The organism is Klebsiella sp. Sb-30, from assembly GCF_057652795.1.
The window spans coordinates 1,834,994-1,852,253 of the sequence record NZ_CM172749.1; the positions used below are offsets into that span (position 1 = coordinate 1,834,994).

Sequence of the window (17,260 nt, forward strand, 5' to 3'; positions counted from 1 at the left end):
AGATTCAGAATATCGTCACATGCATAATGGTCCGAATAAGAATACCAATGATCGCGCCAGGGGCGGCAAAGCGGAACAGTCGAACAAAGCGCGAGCTCACGCCAAGGAATATACCAATGCCGGGCAGATCGAAGGTCTGAATTAATAGTCCGGCTGAGGCGTTGAGTTGGCTGACGGTGACTTTGCCTTGCTGCAGCAGTTCAGAGACCACGCCAAAATAGGCGGTACCGCCTGCGATACATTTGACCAGCGCAGGAAGGACAAAGTTGACTGGAATATGCAGCCACTGCAGCAGCGGCATCAGCAGATGCTGAAGCATGCCGATGATGCCGGCCGCTTGCATCACCCCGACGATGGTTAATGACAGGATCAGCATCGGCACCGCGCCGAGCGCAAGACGAATGGCATCTGATCCCGCATTGTTAATGACCGCAATCACCCCCTGGCTGTTTTGTTCGGCGTTGGGTAGCGCCTCCGCCCGGGCATTCTCCATCACTGACAGACGGCGCCCGATGACGTGCCAGGTGACCGCCCCCGCACACAGACCGCCGATAATCGAAATGCAAATCGAGGCCATCCAGTGCAGTCCGAAAGGAGTGAGAGGGTAAAAGACGTTGCCCTGGCCCATGGCAAAGACCATAGCGAGCGTGGCGGCCATCTGGCGATCTGAGACGCCACGCTTATCCATAATGGCCAGCGTCGCCAACGGGGCGGCGAAACTCACGAAGTTAATCTGAATCAACGCGAAGGCGCTCATCCCGCCAAGGCCAAAAGGTTTGAGCAGCGGCGCGACCCAGCGGACGATAACGTCCAGGACTCCGCGGACTTCCAGATATTTCATGATCATCAGCATGACGACCATAATGGGCAATAGCGTATAAAGCGCGACATCAACGGAAGATTTTCCCGCCGACATAATAATGCCGATAAGATCCATTTAACTCTCAATCATCGAATAGCGAAATGATAATGGTCATCATCATAATCCTCGTCAGACGGAAATGATACGGCTACCCGTTATCAGCCGTCCAGCAATGAAATGAAAGAATAAGCTAACGATATGACTTCATAATATGACGGCTTGCGGTTTATATGTCGTGTTTCGGTTTTGAATGAGGAGGGCTGTTGGTGAGATATTTTTTCATTCCCTGTGTTAACACCGGGGGGAGTTCGCGAATCAAAGATGTTAAGCGCTACGGTGATAAACTGGAAATAGTGAGTATGTAAAGGCCGGGGAGGTAATGAGGCTATTACGCGGCGAGGTCTTTCCGAATCAGATGGAAGGCTGTGGCACTCACGATCTGAATCGTTCTCAGAACCAAAGAGTAGGAACTGGCGTAGTGAGAGAAAGTAAAAAGGCCGCTTAAGTTTCTTTAAGCAACCTTGTTAAATATGGCCCCGGTGACTGGAACCGCCTTTACTAAAGGCTGGCTAATAAATGAGCAAAAACTGACCGCTGTTTCTGTCAAGACCACCATAATGCCCACCAGTTTTTTTCTTTTGTCTTTTAAATTGTAGGTAAGGTTGATTTCAACCTCGGGCGAAGGGGCGCAAATTATTTCGGCTGAAGTAGGTCATATTTCATGTGAGTAAATGATTTCATGTCTTCAATATAGTGGGTGGCTTTAACCGCGAGGCCTTCGTGATAGAAATCTATCTGAAGACCCCGGCGCAGCGGGGGCAGAGGACTGGACAGGAGCGTGGCTATCCGCTGAAACTGCGGATGGACAATGACCCGGTGCTGGCCCTGACGCAACAGGTTGAAAGGGATGGTGTCATGTTGGTATTTATCAAACCCGGTCGGACAGCACCGAATACCTTTATCGAACGGTGCAACCGGATGCACCGGACAGAATACTGAATTTTTAACTGGTCAGAACGCTAAATAAGTTAACCGGAGAGGTGACTTTTTACTTCGGGAAATATTGCAGATGGTGAGAGGTAATTTGGGCATCCAGGTACGGGTTGTTCTACGAGAGGTTTAAATTTCCGCGGCTTCCCGAGGATGGGTAAATAAGGTTTTTGGTCTGTGATGATCACAATACCAATTTAGTTGTGAGAGGGGTGCGGTGACAGCACCCCTTTATACACTCTTAGAAGAAATCAATGCGCGTATTGATACCGACGGTGCGACCCATATTGACCTGCGCTACGGCGCTGCTGCCGTTCATATAGCCATAGGTACGGTAACGACGATCGAACAGGTTATCGACATAAACGGAAATATTCATCCGTTCAGTCGCCTGCCAGCCCAGGCTGCTGTCCAGAGTGGCGTAAGCGCCTTGCCGCAGCTGGTTGTCGCCATCGAAATAATGCGGCCCGACAAGATTGACCGCCAGTCGGGGCATCAGCGCCCCATAGCGGGTATCGATCAGGCCGTTTACGCTGCTTCCTGCGCCATAACGCGGCACGAACGGCACCCGGTTACCGCGATACAGCTCACTGTCATTGGTGAATTCGGAACGGATCGCGTTGCCATTGATATCCCATGACCAGCCCGGTGCGAACCGCCATTTTGCTTCAAGCTCAACGCCGGTGGCGTCGGCTTTCCCCGCATTGCTTAAAGTTTGCATCCCGACCGGACCTGAGTAGAGCTGCATGTCTTTGGTATGGGTATAAAACGCTGCGGCTTGTAGCGTAACATCGGCGGTTTCGTAGCGAGTGCCAAGCTCATAGTTAATAGATTTCTCTGCCATGAACGGTTTGGCATCAAGACCCGCCGTAGGCACAATATTATATCCGGAAGGTTTATATCCCTGGGCTACGCGGGTATACACTCTCCAGTCGTCGGCCAGCATATAGCCTGCGGAGAGTTGCCCGAGCACCCGATCGTCATTGCTCTTACCCTGGTCGCCAAATGGGCTACCGAGCACGCTGCCGTGATATTGCGTGCTGGCCTTATCATGTGAGAAGCGAACGCCGCCACCGATATCAAAACGATCGCTTAAATGCCAGGTCAGGTCACCGTAGGCGGCCAGAGTTTCAGCGCTGGTATAGCCGGTGCTGCTTAAATAAGGCATTGTCGGCATGTCGTAGGTCGAATTTATCTTCTCGCGGGTGTTCTGCCGATACAACCCGAACACCATATCAACGGTACGCGTATCGCCGAGGGTGGCGGCGCGCAGCTCCTGCACATCCTGATTCCAGCGCTGGGGCATATTGACGATTAACGAGCCAGAAGGGAAGGTTCGCGAATAATCCTGCTGCTGCCAGGCGCCGATCAGATTGTAAACCCAGTCAGCGGTGGTGTACTTCGCGCTCAGGGTCTGGCTATCAGTGCAGCGCCGCATGTACGGGTCTGGTGAACCCTCGCCGAGCGACAGCTTACGGCTCTTAATATCATTCCATGCCACATAGGCATCCTGGGTGGCGCGAGTACATTCGCGTGAGGCGGAAAAACCCATCTCCCAGGGCCGATCGTCCGGCGCCAGACGCAGTTTCACATTCCCTATGCTGGCGCGGGTGCCGCCTAGATCATCGCTTCCCGTCGCGGGGTTAATCATCTCACCATCATCAACCTGGCGTAACAGAGTGACGCTACCGTACAGCAGGCCATCCTCAATGGGGCCGCTCAGGTTGAATTTGCTACGATAACTGTCGCGACTGCTGACGCCACCTTCAATATAGCCGCGAAGCGTGCTGTCCGGCTGCTGGGTGACGATGTTGATAATCCCGCCCTGAGCGCTTTTGCCGTATAACGTTCCCTGCGGGCCACGCAGCAACTCTACGCTTTGCACATCGGTTAGCGCCTGGATGGTGTTAGTGGAAAGCTGAGGGACGCCATCGACATACAGGGTGACGGCAGGGTTATAAAAGTCCTGGGCTGAAGAGATGCCACGTAGCGAGATCGTTGAAAAAAGCATGTTGCCGCTATTTTCAATATTGAGCCCGGGCAAGACTCTGGGGAGTTTGTCGCTGGCGGTCACGCCGGCGTCGCTTAACTCCGGCGCGCTGACAACGGTAGAAGAGACATTGTTGGCTGAGGCCGAACGAGAAGATTGTTTACTGGCGGTTACCACCATCGTGCTTTCGTCCGGCTGGGAAGTTTGGGCATGGGCAATGGCAGGAAGCAAAAAACCTCCCAGAACCAGAGGATAAAACCGTGTCATTTTCATTGTTATGAGTCCCTGTAAAACGGCGAAGCGCCAAAATACCGACAATATTGAGTTGAAAATGATAACCATTTCTAATTGCGCTGCTACCCGAAACGGGTTTATTTCAACCTGTTTCGGGTAGGGTTACGCTTATTGGGCAGAAGGGTGATAGCGGTCGATGGCGAGAGCCGTCAGGCGCTTTTTGTCTATCTTGCCGACGGCGGTGAGCGGCCAGTGGTTCAGGAACTCGATTTGGTCAGGGATTTTCCACGCGCTGAGCCCCATACTGGTCAACTGTTGACGTAGCTGCTGATAGTCAGATGGTGTTTGTTGCGCGATGATAAATGCGCAAATCCGCTCGCCAAGTAGCGTGTCCGGCGCGGCGACCACGGCGCAATCCTTCACCTCTTCTAAACGCATCAATGCCGATTCGACTTCCGCCGCGGCGATTTTTTCTCCGGCACGATTGATCTGCTCTTTTAGGCGCCCCTCAACGCACAGGTTTCCCGCCTCATCCAGCCTGACATTGTCACCAGTGCGGTAAAACCCCTGCGCATTAAAGGCGTGCGCATTGTGAGCAGGAGCGCGGTAATAGCCCGAAATGGTGTAAGGGCCGCGTGTTAACAACTGCCCGATCTCGCCCGGGGCGACGTCGTTCTCGTTTTCATCAACGATTCGGATTTGATCCTCGGGAGACAACGGACGTCCCTGGCTGTGGAGAACGGTGGTTCGCGGATCGTCCAGCCGGGTAAAACAGAGCAGCCCTTCCGCCATACCGAAGACCTGTTGCAAGGTGCAGTCAAAGGTGGCGATAACCTGCTCAGCAAGCGTCGGGTCGAGCCGGGCGCCGCCCACCTGAATGACGCGCAGAGAGGAGAGATCGCTCTCTTCCCACTCTCTGGCCTGGATCCACAATTGCGCCAACGCCGGAACCAGAGCAACGTGGGTGACTCCTTCATTAGCGATTAAGGGCATCACCTCATCGCAACTGGGGCTGTCGGTCAGCACCACTTTTCCGCCGCAGGCCAGCGTTCCCAGAATGCCGGGGCAGGCTAGCGGAAAGTTATGCGCCACGGGGAGGACGGCGAGATACACGCTCTGTTGACTGATGCCGCACAGTTCGGCAGACGCGCTGGAGTTATAGCTATAGTCGGCATGCCGGCGCGGGATAAGCTTTGGCGTCCCGGTTGTGCCGCCTGAGAGCAGCAGCAGCGCGGTGGCGGAAACATCAGGCTGCGGCCACTCCTGCCGTTCACCGCGCAGCGAGAAGAGAGGCGTAAAATCGTCGCCTGCGCGCTCTTCTACAACCAGAACATGACGTAAGCAGGCGTGTTTATGCGCCATCTGGCGGGCCAGCTCTGCGTGGTTTTCCCCGTGAATAACGTAAGCGACGGGTTGCGCCAGCGCCATCAGCGCGTCGATATCCAGCGCCCGTTGGGAGGGCATCGCCAGAACCGGGATAACGCCCAGTCTTAACAAGGCGAACAGCAGGATCACAAACGCGTTGCCGTTAGGAAGCTGCACAATCACCTGCTCCCCCGGGTGCAAACCCAGTGAGGACAGACCTGCGGCAAGTTCGTCGACCCGTGCATCAAGCGCGCTGTAGGTAAGTGAACCCTGTGCATCAACGACGGCAATTCGCGAGGCATAGCGGACCGCCCAGTGGCGCAACTGCTCGGCAATGGGGAAGGGATACGGTTTAATCAGAGATTCAAAAGAAGAATGCATACATCACCTTTCTAAAATGCTGGGCCGTTTTTGCAAAGCGGTCATCGCAGAAAATGCGTGGGGAAAATGGCGGACAATCTGCGTAAAAAAAGACCGGGATTGTTGAAGGGGATAGAAATGGTCGCCGTCAATCACGACCGGGCCTGTAACGTGGCGCAGCCACTGATGCCAGGCATCGACCTGTTGCCAGGAGGCTTCGCGATCGTGGCTGCCGCACAATAGCAGCGCGGGAGTGCGCAAGGGGGGACAGACATCGGGCGAGTCGTAGTGATAGCTCTCGGTGGCGTAAAAGTCAGCGCGCAGGAGAGGAAGAAACAGCGACATTAACTCCTTGTTTTGCCGCAGTTCAGGAGAACATCCGCCAATGTCTATCAGCTCAGCGATAAAGTCGGCATCATCGCGGTGGCTGAGCTGGCGTTCAGAACGCAGATGCGGGGCATGGCACCCGGAAATAATCAGTCCTTGCGGCGCATGCCCCCGCTGTTCCAGAAGTCGGCAGGTTTCAAACGCCACCTGAGCGCCCATGCTGTGCCCGGCGAGTAAAAGCGGTGTATCAGGCGATAGCGTCTCTTCCAGTTCGTTGGCCAGCAGCTCCGCCAGTTGCGTAATGCTTCTGACCGGCGCCAGATGGCGAAGGCGATCGCGCCCCGGCCAGATCACCAGGGAAAGCGCGCAGTTCGCCATTTGAGCATCTCGCCAGTGGCGAAACGCGCTACTGCTGCCACCAGCGAAAGGGCACATGACCAGATGCGCAGTATTGGCGCTCCGGGCGGGCCACAGCGGGATACACATTGTAGATTGCATCACAGCGCCTCCTTATCATCGGTGTAGAAACCGACTAAGCGGTCGTGGTGCGGCGGCGTAAAGCGTCTGATCTCCGCGCTGCCAGCCTTACGTAATATCTGCTGCCATAAACGGGATAGCGCTATCTGATGAGCACTGTGGCAGGCCGCTGGCGGATGTTCGCCCGCCAGATGGCCGCACAGCTGTTGCAGCAGCCAACTGACGCCCTCCGGCCCGGCGCTTTCGCAACAGTCACGCCAGTTCAAAGGGGCTACGCTGCGCGTCAGACCGGGTGGGTCGCGCAGGATCTCCGGCCTGCGATAGAGGCTGTGGGCGTTCTCCTGATGGTCTGCGACAAACAGGCTGGATGACCAGATGACGGGGCCGTAGCTCGCCTCCAGCGAAAGGTGGCCTTCCGGCCAGCCCAACAGCAGGCGGTGCATAATAAGACTATGCATATCCGGATCCTCAGGGTCGAGATAGCGCTGAAGCAGCAGGCAGGCTTCTCCTTCCGGCCAGCGGAGTTTCAGGCAGTGAAAATCATTAAAGCTGCCGACCACGTCGCACTCTACGGTGGCGGCATCCACGCCCAGCGCCAGCAGCAACAAATCCAGGGTCGAGTAGAGCAACTGTCGGCTGGTGGTGGCGTGGACTACCGGCGGCGCCTTCGCCAGGCAGCGCCGCAGCTGCTGCGCATCGCTAAGCCATGTGCGTCCTGCAGGCGTATGCGGATAAAACGTGTTGACCCAATAGCAGCAGCCCTGTTCCTGCGCCAGCGTTTGTAATGAACTGATGTCATCCGGATGGAGGGGATGCTCCTGAATGACGTGCACACCGCGCGTCAGAAAGTGTCTGGCAAGCTGCGTACCGGTGCCACCGGCGACGGTCGAACGCACGACAATACAGGCAATATCCGGCATCTCGGTTATCTGCTCCGGCGAGGTATACAGCGGAATACCAAAGGCATGAGCCAGCTCCCTCGATCGCGCGCTTCCCTGGGCCAGCAGGCCAACCAGTTCCAGCCCTTTCCCGGGCCGCATAAAGGCATTAAGGTACATTTCGCCAAATTTGGCGCCCACAATCAGTACGCGTTGTTTTGGGATGGCAGACTGCATCATAACGTGTTCTCCGGTTGCGTTGAGGTGGCGCCAAGCCAGCGCTTAATGTGTCGTGCGCAGGCCTGAACGTGGGGAGGCTCCAGCATGATTTGCCAGTGGCTGGCTTCAATCACATAGTCGTCAGCGTTGTTTATCCAGTCCTGCCATTCGGTTTCTGCCGGCGTCCAGCGCGCGGGTCTCCCGGCGGCATAGACCATGAGACAGGGGATCGGAACGCTTTCGCATGGCGTATGCTCAACCAGCAAACGCAGCAGATGCGCGATGTTGTCGAGCCACGCTTCTGCCGCTTGCTGCGTCAGGTTTGGCGACACCATACCGGCCGTTTTAGCGAGGCTGATAAAGTCGGCCAGCTGGCTGTCGGGCGCCTGTTGGTCGAAATGTTCCGCCAGCGCCAGAGGCGTTTGTCCTGCAGCTAACAGGCGCAGCAGGGCTGTCCGGTTTTGGCAACAGAAATCCTGTCGACACACGGGATCGATTAACGCGATCCGAACCGGCTCGCCCCTGGCGTACAGGCGCTGTGCGGCGCCCGCCGCAAGAAAAGCGCCGTACGACCAACCCGCCAGCACGTACGGGCCGTGAGGCTGCTGGCGGCGGATGCACTCGACATATTCGTCGATCATCTGGTCAAGCGTTGCAAAGCGCTGCGGTGATTTTGCCTGCAGGCCGAAAACGCGCATATTCAGCGTACTGGCGAGCGGGAGCCAGGCGCTGACATCGCCGTCCGAGGCGTGGAAGACGAACAGGGTTTCGTCGCCATCGCCCTGGCAAATGGGGATCGGGTTGTCCTCTCCCGCCGAACAGGCCTGCAGGTGGGCGCAGAAGTCGCTCAGCGTTGAATGGGTGAACAGATCCTGAAGGTTGGCCCTCGCAATCCCTCTTTGGTTCAACTGCGCCACCATCCTTGTCGCCATCAGACTGTCGCCTCCCGACTCGAAAAAGTCGTGATGTCTTGCCACAGGGCGAGACAGCAGCGATTGCCAGAGTTCAGCCACCTGTTTTTCCAGCGCCGGGTTCCCCCCGGCAGCTGGCATGGGTTCAGCAGGTTCAACCAGCGCATCAGATGGAGCATGCAGCGGCGCAAACAGCGTTTCTCTTTGCCGGATCTGTAAAACGGGCAGACCGCTGCCGAAACGCTGCTGTAAATCGCGGCGCACGGCTTCTTTGTCCGGGCGATTTACACCGGGTGAACGGGCCACCAGCAGATGCTGGCGCAGCGGTGACGACTCCTGCGCGGGCCACGCCAGCTCGTTGGCAAACCCGGCCTGAACAAGAACCTCCTGCCACGCCGAAAGGGTGAGCATCGGCTTCTCATCCCGGCGGCGGAAATCGCGGTATCCGCTTAATCCCTCAATAAAGCCCACGCTCGCCAGCTGGAATACACTGTTTCGCTCCGTCGCCTCAACGATCAGCAAGCGTCCGCCGGCTTTCAGCAACAGTTTTAATCGGCGCAACGTCTGGACGACATGGCTGGCGTCGTGGAGCACGTTGACGGCAATGATCAGGTCGTAACCCGCCTCCGGGTGGGCGCTGAAATCCAGCGGCTGGTTGATATCGAACAATGCGTAAGTGACGCATGATTGATCGTGGAAACGGCCTCTGGCATCGTTGAGGAATTGCGCAGAGACGTCGGTAAAGTGGTACGACTGCCGCGTGTTCCGCGTGGCTTCCAGCACCGGTGCGGCAGTGGCCGCGGTTCCGGCGCCAACCTCCAGAATCCGTTCTGCGCCGCACAAGGCGGCAATCTGCGCGGTGTAGCGATTCAGACAGGCGCTGGCAGGGTTGTCCCGATACAGTGCGTCAGTGACGCGCAGCGATTCGTTGAACAGCAATTCCAGCGGAGAACAGCGTCCGGAGAAGAGATCGTCGTGCCGGGCGATGCAGGTGTCCAGATACTGCGCCAGCGCCTGGCTCCATTGGCTTTGCGGGCATGCCTGCTGAGGTTCAGGAATCTCGCTGAGCGGAATACGGCAGCGCCAGCTTTCACCTTCGCGGATTAACCATTCTCTTTCCGTCAGACACTGTAGCCACTGGCGCAGCAGGCGCTGGTGAGACGCTTGCGCGGACAGCGCCTCTGCTATCCCGGTAAAGCGATGGGCGATCTCCGGCGTGGTGAACAGGCCGTGGCGATTTAGCGTAGCCGCAATACCCTGCAGCGCACGCGCTTCCAGCCAGCGCCAGGTCGCCTCCAGCTCATCAAGTTGCGCCTGCTCAGGCAACGGCAGCGCCAGCCGGGCGAGATCGTGCCCGTCAGAAGCGGCGGTTAAGCGCGGCGGAACGTCGGCCATCACAATATCCAGCGTTAACGCGCCTGTATCGCTTATTTCCGCCCTGGCCTGTTGGATGTGCGGATGTTCGAGCGTCGCCTGCTCAATATCCCGCAGATCGTAGTCGGCCTGCGCGCTCAGCGGCCAGCGTCGGCGGGGAATATGCCCGGCGATGCCATTGGTGCTAGTCTTCAGGCTTTCAGGGCTGGTCATGACGGCCTGCAGAATGGCGCAGTAGTCATTGAACATCGCTTCAGCAGCGCCTGGCTCCAGTACGTTGTCCATGCAGTACCAGCTAAACATCAACTCGTCGTCGCTCTCCATGACCTGATGATCCAGCCAGACCTGCGGCGTTTGGGTGAACACATAGCAGGGTTCGCCAAACAGATGGCTCATTGCCCGATCGATAGTCATCCCTTCCAGCGTCATCCCCAGCATGCTGGTAAAGACTATCGGCATGAGCGGTTGACGTTGTGACCCGCGCAGGCGACCCAGCTCACGGATCACCTCAACACCGTTCATTTCACTGTGCGCCATGTTTTGCCAGAGGCGCCGTTGGGTCTGTTGCATTTGCTCCTGCAGCGTCACCGGTGTTGAGAAGTTAAAATCGACCAGCGTGACGGAGGTAAAATCACCAATCAACTGGTTGATTTGCGGATGGATCGGCTGGCGATTGAAGAAGGTCAGGTTTAGCGTAAAGGCCGGGGTGCGACTCCAGCGTTCAAGGGCGGTGGCAAACAGCGTGAGCAGCGCGGCAGACGGCGTGACGCCTTGCTGCTGCCAGCGCTGTTTTACTGCCTGCCATTCTTTCTTGCCGATCGTCGATTTGAAGGTGGTGAAGCGTGGCGTTTCCGGGGCTGTTTCAACCACCGGGAGCTCGGGCGCTAAGGGCAATTGCGGCAGTTTTTCCTGCCAGTAGTCCCAGGCATCGTGCCATGCCGGGGTCTGTCGACGCGCCTGTTCAGCCATCACATAATCACGGAAGGTAATATCGAGCGGCGCCAGCGTTTCGCCGCGCCAGGCCTGCGCCAGGTCGTTCATCATGACTTTAAAACTCTGCACATCGAACTGCAAAAGGTCGAGGTTCATGTGCAGGCGGTAGTGGCAATCGTCGATTTCGCTGACCGCCAGCTCAAAGAGAGGCCACTGGTCGGCAGGCAAAACGCGATAGCTAAGTTCATGCCGCCGTTTTTCCAGCGCTATGCGCTGTTCTGTCGGGGAAAGCGTGCGCAGATCATCACGGGCGATGCGATATTCCGGCGTTGTCGCCAGGATTCGCTGCTGCCCGTCGGCATCCACCACCATGCGCAACATATCGTGACGGGCAATGAGCTGGTTCCAGGCTTTCTCCAGCACGGTGAGATCGAACTCATCGTGGCGTTTATCCCACTCAAACAGGACGTGGCAGGCAACGCCACCATAGCCAATGAGATGTGTGCGCCCCAGCCAGTAGGCGTGCTGAATGGGTGTCAGCGGGAAGGGCATATAACGCTCACCGGCGTCGTGCCGCAATACTTCCGGCTGCGAAGCGCCAGGCGTCGCCTCGGGCTTACCGCAGATAAGCTGCGCGAGGCCACGAGGCGACAGATCCTGCCATGCCCGTTCCGCATTGATGCGTACGCCCAGGTAGTGCTGAATATCGCTACTGAGTTCAAGGAAGAGCAGCGAGTCCATGCCAAGTTGCAACAGATCCTGGTTAGGGAGCAATGACGCCGGATCGTTTAGTCGTAGCTGAACCGCAATCCGCTTTTTCAGCCATGCCATCACCGCCGTTTCATCGTTCAGGCTGCCGTTAAAGGCGTTGTCATCAGCAGGAGGGATGACGGGCGTTGCGGTTTTTCCCGCAGCACCGACGTTAAACAGAGCCTGTTGTAACGGGGGCATTTTGTCGATGAAAACGCGCATCGCCAGCCGCCACGGAGTACCGCGCATCACCGCCTGTTCCAGGTGCCAGCAGCCTTCAGCATCGCTTAACGCACCCATGCCACGGCTGGCGAGCGCCGCCAACATTTCCGGCGTGGCCGCCCGACCGCTTTCCCCCCATGCGCCCCAGGCGACAGAGAGCGTTTTCGGCGCATCAAGGGTGGAAAACTGTTGGGCCAGCCCGTCGAGATAACCGCAGGCCAGCGCATGGGCGCTTTGACCCGAGGCGCCGAGGGTGGCGGCAGCGGAGGAGTAGAGAATAAGATAACGTCCGCCGTGATTGCGCAGGGTTTGCAATAGCTGGGTTGCCGCCTGCGCTTTTACCGCGAAAACGGCGGCCAGCGGGGGGTGATCAAGCTCCTGCAAGGGGGCATCAGCCAATACGCCAGCGGCATGAATCGCCCCGGCAATGCCGCCGTTGGCCGCCAGTTCATCAAGAACCGTGGCCAGTTGTCCGGCATCGCCCACATCACAACGGCAGACGCGGGTCTGCTCATCCTCGATGTCGCGTAGCCATGATTCATCCACGCGCGGCGCCAGCAGGGCGATGCGTCGCGCCCCTTTTTCTCTGAGCCAGTTCACGGCAAGACGGCCTAATCCGCCAAACGCTCCCGTTACCAGATGCCAGCGGTTATCGCCAGCAAACACGTTTGCCGGTAATTCGGCGGCGCATCCCGTATTGGGCGCCAGTGAAGGGAGCCAGAGGGTGTTACCCCGCGCGGCGAGCCAGCGCTGAGAGAGGGAGACGGCGCTCAACCCTCGATGCAGCGTTTCTCCCGGGGTGTTTTCGGCGAGATCGATGGCGGCAATCAACCGTTCTGGCTGTTCGTTGGCCGCGACACGAAGCAAGGCCCATAGAGCATGATGGGAGGCAGAAAGCGCCTCATTTTCCTCGATTCGCCACGCGCGGTGAGTGACCACAATCAAACCGGCTGTGCTGGCGGTAAGTGCCTCCATCACTTTCTCCGCTAAGGCCAGAGTATCCTCGCTCTCCTCAACAACCATCAGGAGCAAAGAGGCCTGCGGATCGTGGATGATGCCGTATTGCGCCAGCTTGTCGCCGCGCGCAAGCGTATTGGCGCTGAAGCTGAAGGTAAGAGGATGGTCAACGCTGGCGACGTTGCAGGGCGTCCAGCGCCATTGATAATGCGTTTGCGGGGCAGGAAGAGGCGCGGCGGGCGAAAGCGGCAGCCACTCGCCATCAGGACGACGGGCTTCAACGCGCATCTGACCGCGGGAAAACGCGTTGTTTTGCCAGCTTAAACGAACGTCCCCCAGCCATTCCGGGGCGGTGACGAGGGGCTGCTCCCCGGGAAAATCATCGCCATGACGCTGTGAAAGCCGGCGCCAGGCCTCCTGCCAGCGGGCGTTAAACCGCTCAGGCTGACCAGCACAATCAGACCAGTCGGCGAGGTAGTCAGCGCTATCCGTCAACGCCTGTCCCAACACCGGGTCTGATGGCGCGCTGCCTGAGGTTGCACAAACCGCCTGACCGGGCAGCGTGGCAAGAATGATATGTTCGCTCATCCCGGCGGTTGGGCTGCCATCCTGCGGTAGCCACTCCACTTTGCTGAATCCGGCCCGGCGACACTGTTGTTGCCACTGATCGGTGGTGAGGAATAACTCACCTCCGCGGGCGCCGATATCCTGTAGCGGGAGGACCAGCGGACCGAAAACGAAATCAAACAGACGCATTGGCTGGGTGATTTCGCGCATCAGCAGGCGTCCGCCCGGTTTGAGCAGGGGGCGCAGATTGTCGAGCGTGTGGCCAATATGGCGCGTGGCATGAATCACGTTCGCCGCCACGATAAGATCGTAAGACTGCGCCTGGAAACCCTGAGATTGGGCCTCTTTTTCGAGATCCAGCTCGTTGTAATGCACAAACTCATAGTCGGCGAATTTCTGCTGCGCGCGGCGGGTGAACAGCGCGGAGATATCGGTGAAATGGTACTCCAGCGCTGGAACGCCTCTGAGTTCCGGCAGTAGCCACGCGGTGGTCCCGCCGGTTCCGCCGCCGACTTCAAGAATGCGCAATGGCTGGCGGGGCTGACGCGTCTGGAGGATACCGCGTAATACCCCAGCGGCGATTTGGTTGAAATAGCGGCCAAAACTGAACTCCTGGTACAACACCTCCACGCCGTCGGAGGCGCTTTGCGGGAAGATAATCGCCACGGGTTCTTCCGCGCCGCTCATCATTTCATATAACCGATCGCCGGCACGGGCGATGGTGTCGGGAATGGCCTGAAAACCTTCACAATAACTGGCAAGTTCCGTCAGCAGTGATTCCCGCTGTTGATGATCTATGGGACGGGCGCGGGTGTAACGTCCGTCGGCGCAGCGGTAATCGCCGTCGACCACGCAGTTATTGAGCAGGCGCTGGAGCAGCTGCTGGTAGCGGGGCAGCAGACGGCCACGGCGCATGATGGTTATGGCGTCCACGCCGTGCTCAATGGCATCGCCGGTACAGCGTTGAACCAGCCGATCGACATAGATGGCGTGCAGTCGCGTGGCGCACTGTTTAAGCGCTTCCAGACGGGGGAGATCGAGCGCTGTCGCGGCGCGACTCGCCACCGCCAGCCCGGCGGACAGCGCTGCGTCGGCAGGCTCGTTGGCGCGGGAGGCGCGATCTTTCCAGTAACGCTCGGTATCAAACGGATAGCAGGGGGCAGCGATACGTTGTCCATCGCCCGCCAGCAGGTCGGCCCACGGTAAGGCGACGCCGGCCGCGTAAAGCTGGAGCAGGGCCTGATTGAGGACATCGCTCGCCTCTTTGCTACGTCGGGCGCTGGCTATCCAGTATGCGTTATCGCGATATTCGCGCTGCCCGCAAGCAACCAGCTGAGCATCAGGCCCTGTCTCAAGAAAAATGCGGGCGCCGAGTTCATGCGCCACCTGAATACTCTGGATAAAACGTACCGGCTGGCGCATGTGTCGGCGCCAGTAGTCCGCCTGATTGAGCGTTGACTCATCGATGACGTCGGCGATGAGCGTGGAGATAAGCGGTATTTGTCCCGGCTCAGCGAGCAGCCCCGCGCAGGCTTCCTGAAAGCGGTCGAGTATGGGTTCCAGTAAAGCGGAGTGCGCGGCGCCGGTTACGCTCAGACGACGATAGTTGATGTCATGCTGAGAAAGTGCGGCGCAAAATTCCGCGAGACGGGCTTCCGGCCCGGAAAATACCGTATGTTGCGTGCCATTGTTGGCGGCGAGATCCAGCTCAAAGCGGCGGGCCAGCGGCATTAGCGTGTCTTCGTTTGCAAATACCGCCACCATGGCGCCGCTCGCGCACTGCTGCATGAGCGCGCCGCGCCGACAAACCAGTGGCATGACCTGTTCAATCGTATAGTGTCCGCAGACGACGGCAGCGGCAAATTCACCGACGGAATGACCCATAGCGAAGTCTGGTTTTAGCCCTTCAGCGCGCCAGTGCGCCGCCATTGCGATTTCAAACGCGACAATCGCCGGCTGGGCCCAGGCCATATTGTCCAGCTGCGTCGAGTCGGGGTTAAACATCGCTTCCCGCAGTGATGGCGTGAGCATTTCGCTACAGGCGGAAAAACAGCGATCCAGCGTGTCGGCAAACGCCGTCGAATGTCGGTACATTGCCTGGCCCATCGTGCGCCAGTGCGAACCCTGCCCGGTAAACAGCCATGTCTGCTTGCCGCTGGCGCCGTGGCCGCTGTAAACAGGCGGCCCCGATTTATCAGTAGCCCAGGCACTGAGCGCAGCGGCGGTTTCACGGTTTAATGGCACCGCCAGGCGGAAGGGAAGATCGAGACGGCGCGCGTGCATGGCCGTAAAGGCCAGATTGTTGGCATCTGCATTCTGCGCCAGCGCCCCGGCATAATTGGTCGCCAGTTGCCGCAGCGCGCTGTCGCTGGCGGCGCTGAGTAGTAGCGCGGTGCTCTCTCTGTCGCCATCGGCATTGGGGAGGCGCGTTTTGAGCGCGTCGGGCAGCGAGGCGACGATCATATGGCAGTTGGTGCCACCAATACCAAAGGAGGAGACGCCCGCATAGCGTATTTCGTCCTGCCACGCCTGTGCCGACACCGGTATGGTAAAGGGGCTCTCTTCAAGCTTAAGCGCCGGGTTGGGCGAGTGAAAATGCAGCATTGGCGGAATTTGGCCGCGGCTTACCGCCAGAACGGTTTTCAGCAATCCGGCAATACCCGCTGCGGTATCCAGGTGGCCCATGTTACTTTTCACGGAACCCAGCGCACAGCGTTGCTCCTGCGGACGTGGCGCGTAGACGTTGCGTAGCGCTTCAATTTCAATCGCGTCGCCCAGCGGTGTGCCGGTGCCGTGCGTTTCAATGTAACCGATCTGCCTGTCGTCGATGGCCGCCAGCATTAACGCCTCTTCGATGACCGCCTGCTGTCCTGCGACGGAAGGGGCGGTATAACCGACCTTTCTGTTGCCGTCGTTGTTGACCGCGCTGGAGAGGATCACCGAGATAATCGGATCGCCTGACAGCAGCGCATCTCTCAGGCGACGCAAAACCACGCAACCCAGACCGTTACCGGCCCAGGTACCTTCCGCTGAGGCGTCAAAAGGACGACAGTGACCATCGGGAGAAAAAATCATCCCGGGCTGGTAGCGGTAGCCCGCCTGCTGGGGGAAAGAGAGCGCCACGCCGCCGGCAACCGCCATATCGGATTCACCTGCGCGCAGGCTTTCGCAAGCCAGATGCACGGCAACCAGCGAACTGGAGCAGGCGGTCTGTACTGAGAGTGCCGGACCGTGCAAATTGAGTTTGTAGGCGGCGCGGGTGGCAATATAGTCCTTGTCATTGCCCATCAGAGATTGCAGGCCCTTTACCTGCGCGACTTCAGTCACGTTCAGCGCCTCACGACCGGGATAGGTACTCATCCGGGAAGAGGCGAAAACGCCGGTCTTATGCGGGACGGCGCCGGGGGCATAACCGGCATGCTCCAGCGCATGCCAGACCGCCTGTAAAAACAGGCGCTGCTGCGGGTCCATCGATTCCGCTTCCTGTCGTGAATAGCCAAACAGAGTGGCGTCGAAGCAATCGGCATTTTCTAAAACCGTACCGATATTGACGTAATGAGGATCGTCAACGGTGGCGGCTTCCAGACCGACGGCCAGAAGCTCTTCGCGCGCAAAGCGTCGGCTGCATTCACGACCTTCCAGCAGGTTTTTCCAGAACGTTTCGCCATCCGGCGATTCAGGAAAATGGCAGGCATAGCCGATAACCGCGACAGGTTCGCAGTCCGGGAAGTGTTGAGCGATCGATGCATCAATGGAATCTGCTGTCGGCGCAGAAGAGAAGCGCAAGTTATCCATAATCGGTCCCGTTTCCTAAGATTCACAAAGTCAATGGAACGCCATGCAT

6 protein-coding genes and 1 pseudogene are annotated in these 17,260 nt (G+C 58.2%); 1 reads left to right on the forward strand and 6 read right to left on the reverse strand.

What is annotated here, in order from left to right:
- Window positions 1-4: 4 nt before the first annotated feature.
- On the reverse strand, window positions 5-937 hold the full coding sequence (locus tag AC236I_RS08610) for a nucleoside recognition domain-containing protein (protein ID WP_015583967.1): 933 nt from the start codon (window positions 935-937) through the stop codon (window positions 5-7).
- Between the two features lie 660 nt (window positions 938-1,597).
- Between AC236I_RS08610 and AC236I_RS08615 the strand changes: the two are divergent.
- Window positions 1,598-1,855: pseudogene (locus tag AC236I_RS08615) on the forward strand (IS3 family transposase); the annotation flags it as partial.
- Window positions 1,856-2,093: 238 nt separating this feature from the next.
- Here AC236I_RS08615 and AC236I_RS08620 read toward each other — a convergent pair.
- The 5 genes from AC236I_RS08620 to irp1 form a co-directional block, all read right to left on the reverse strand.
- The gene (locus AC236I_RS08620; protein ID WP_064359029.1) at window positions 2,094-4,115 is read right to left on the reverse strand and encodes a TonB-dependent receptor; all 2,022 of its coding nucleotides are present in this window, start codon (window positions 4,113-4,115) and stop codon (window positions 2,094-2,096) included.
- A gap of 129 nt (window positions 4,116-4,244) precedes the next feature.
- On the reverse strand, window positions 4,245-5,822 hold the full coding sequence (gene ybtE / locus AC236I_RS08625; RefSeq protein WP_487608758.1) for a yersiniabactin biosynthesis salycil-AMP ligase YbtE: 1,578 nt from the start codon (window positions 5,820-5,822) through the stop codon (window positions 4,245-4,247).
- Between the two features lie 3 nt (window positions 5,823-5,825).
- On the reverse strand, window positions 5,826-6,629 hold the full coding sequence (gene ybtT, locus AC236I_RS08630; protein WP_069475802.1) for a yersiniabactin biosynthesis thioesterase YbtT: 804 nt from the start codon (window positions 6,627-6,629) through the stop codon (window positions 5,826-5,828).
- Window positions 6,626-7,723, reverse strand: coding sequence for a yersiniabactin biosynthesis oxidoreductase YbtU (gene ybtU, locus AC236I_RS08635; protein ID WP_126509518.1), 1,098 nt, complete (start codon window positions 7,721-7,723; stop codon window positions 6,626-6,628). The genes ybtT and ybtU overlap by 4 nt, the downstream gene beginning before the upstream one ends.
- Complete coding sequence (gene irp1, locus AC236I_RS08640) at window positions 7,720-17,211, reverse strand: yersiniabactin polyketide synthase HMWP1 (RefSeq protein ID WP_487608759.1); 9,492 nt, start codon at window positions 17,209-17,211, stop codon at window positions 7,720-7,722. Before irp1 ends, ybtU begins: the two co-directional genes overlap by 4 nt.
- Between the last annotated feature and the right edge of the window lie 49 nt (window positions 17,212-17,260).

Bases quoted from the DNA above. Each gene is read 5' to 3' on its own strand.
- AC236I_RS08610 (WP_015583967.1), bottom strand. From the start codon at position 937: ATGGATCTTATCGGCATTATTATGTCGGCGGGAAAATCTTCCGTTGAT.
- AC236I_RS08620 (WP_064359029.1), bottom strand. From the start codon at position 4,115: ATGAAAATGACACGGTTTTATCCTCTGGTTCTGGGAGGTTTTTTGCTT.
- ybtE (WP_487608758.1), bottom strand. From the start codon at position 5,822: ATGCATTCTTCTTTTGAATCTCTGATTAAACCGTATCCCTTCCCCATT.
- ybtU (WP_126509518.1), bottom strand. From the start codon at position 7,723: ATGATGCAGTCTGCCATCCCAAAACAACGCGTACTGATTGTGGGCGCC.
- irp1 (WP_487608759.1), bottom strand. From the start codon at position 17,211: ATGGATAACTTGCGCTTCTCTTCTGCGCCGACAGCAGATTCCATTGAT.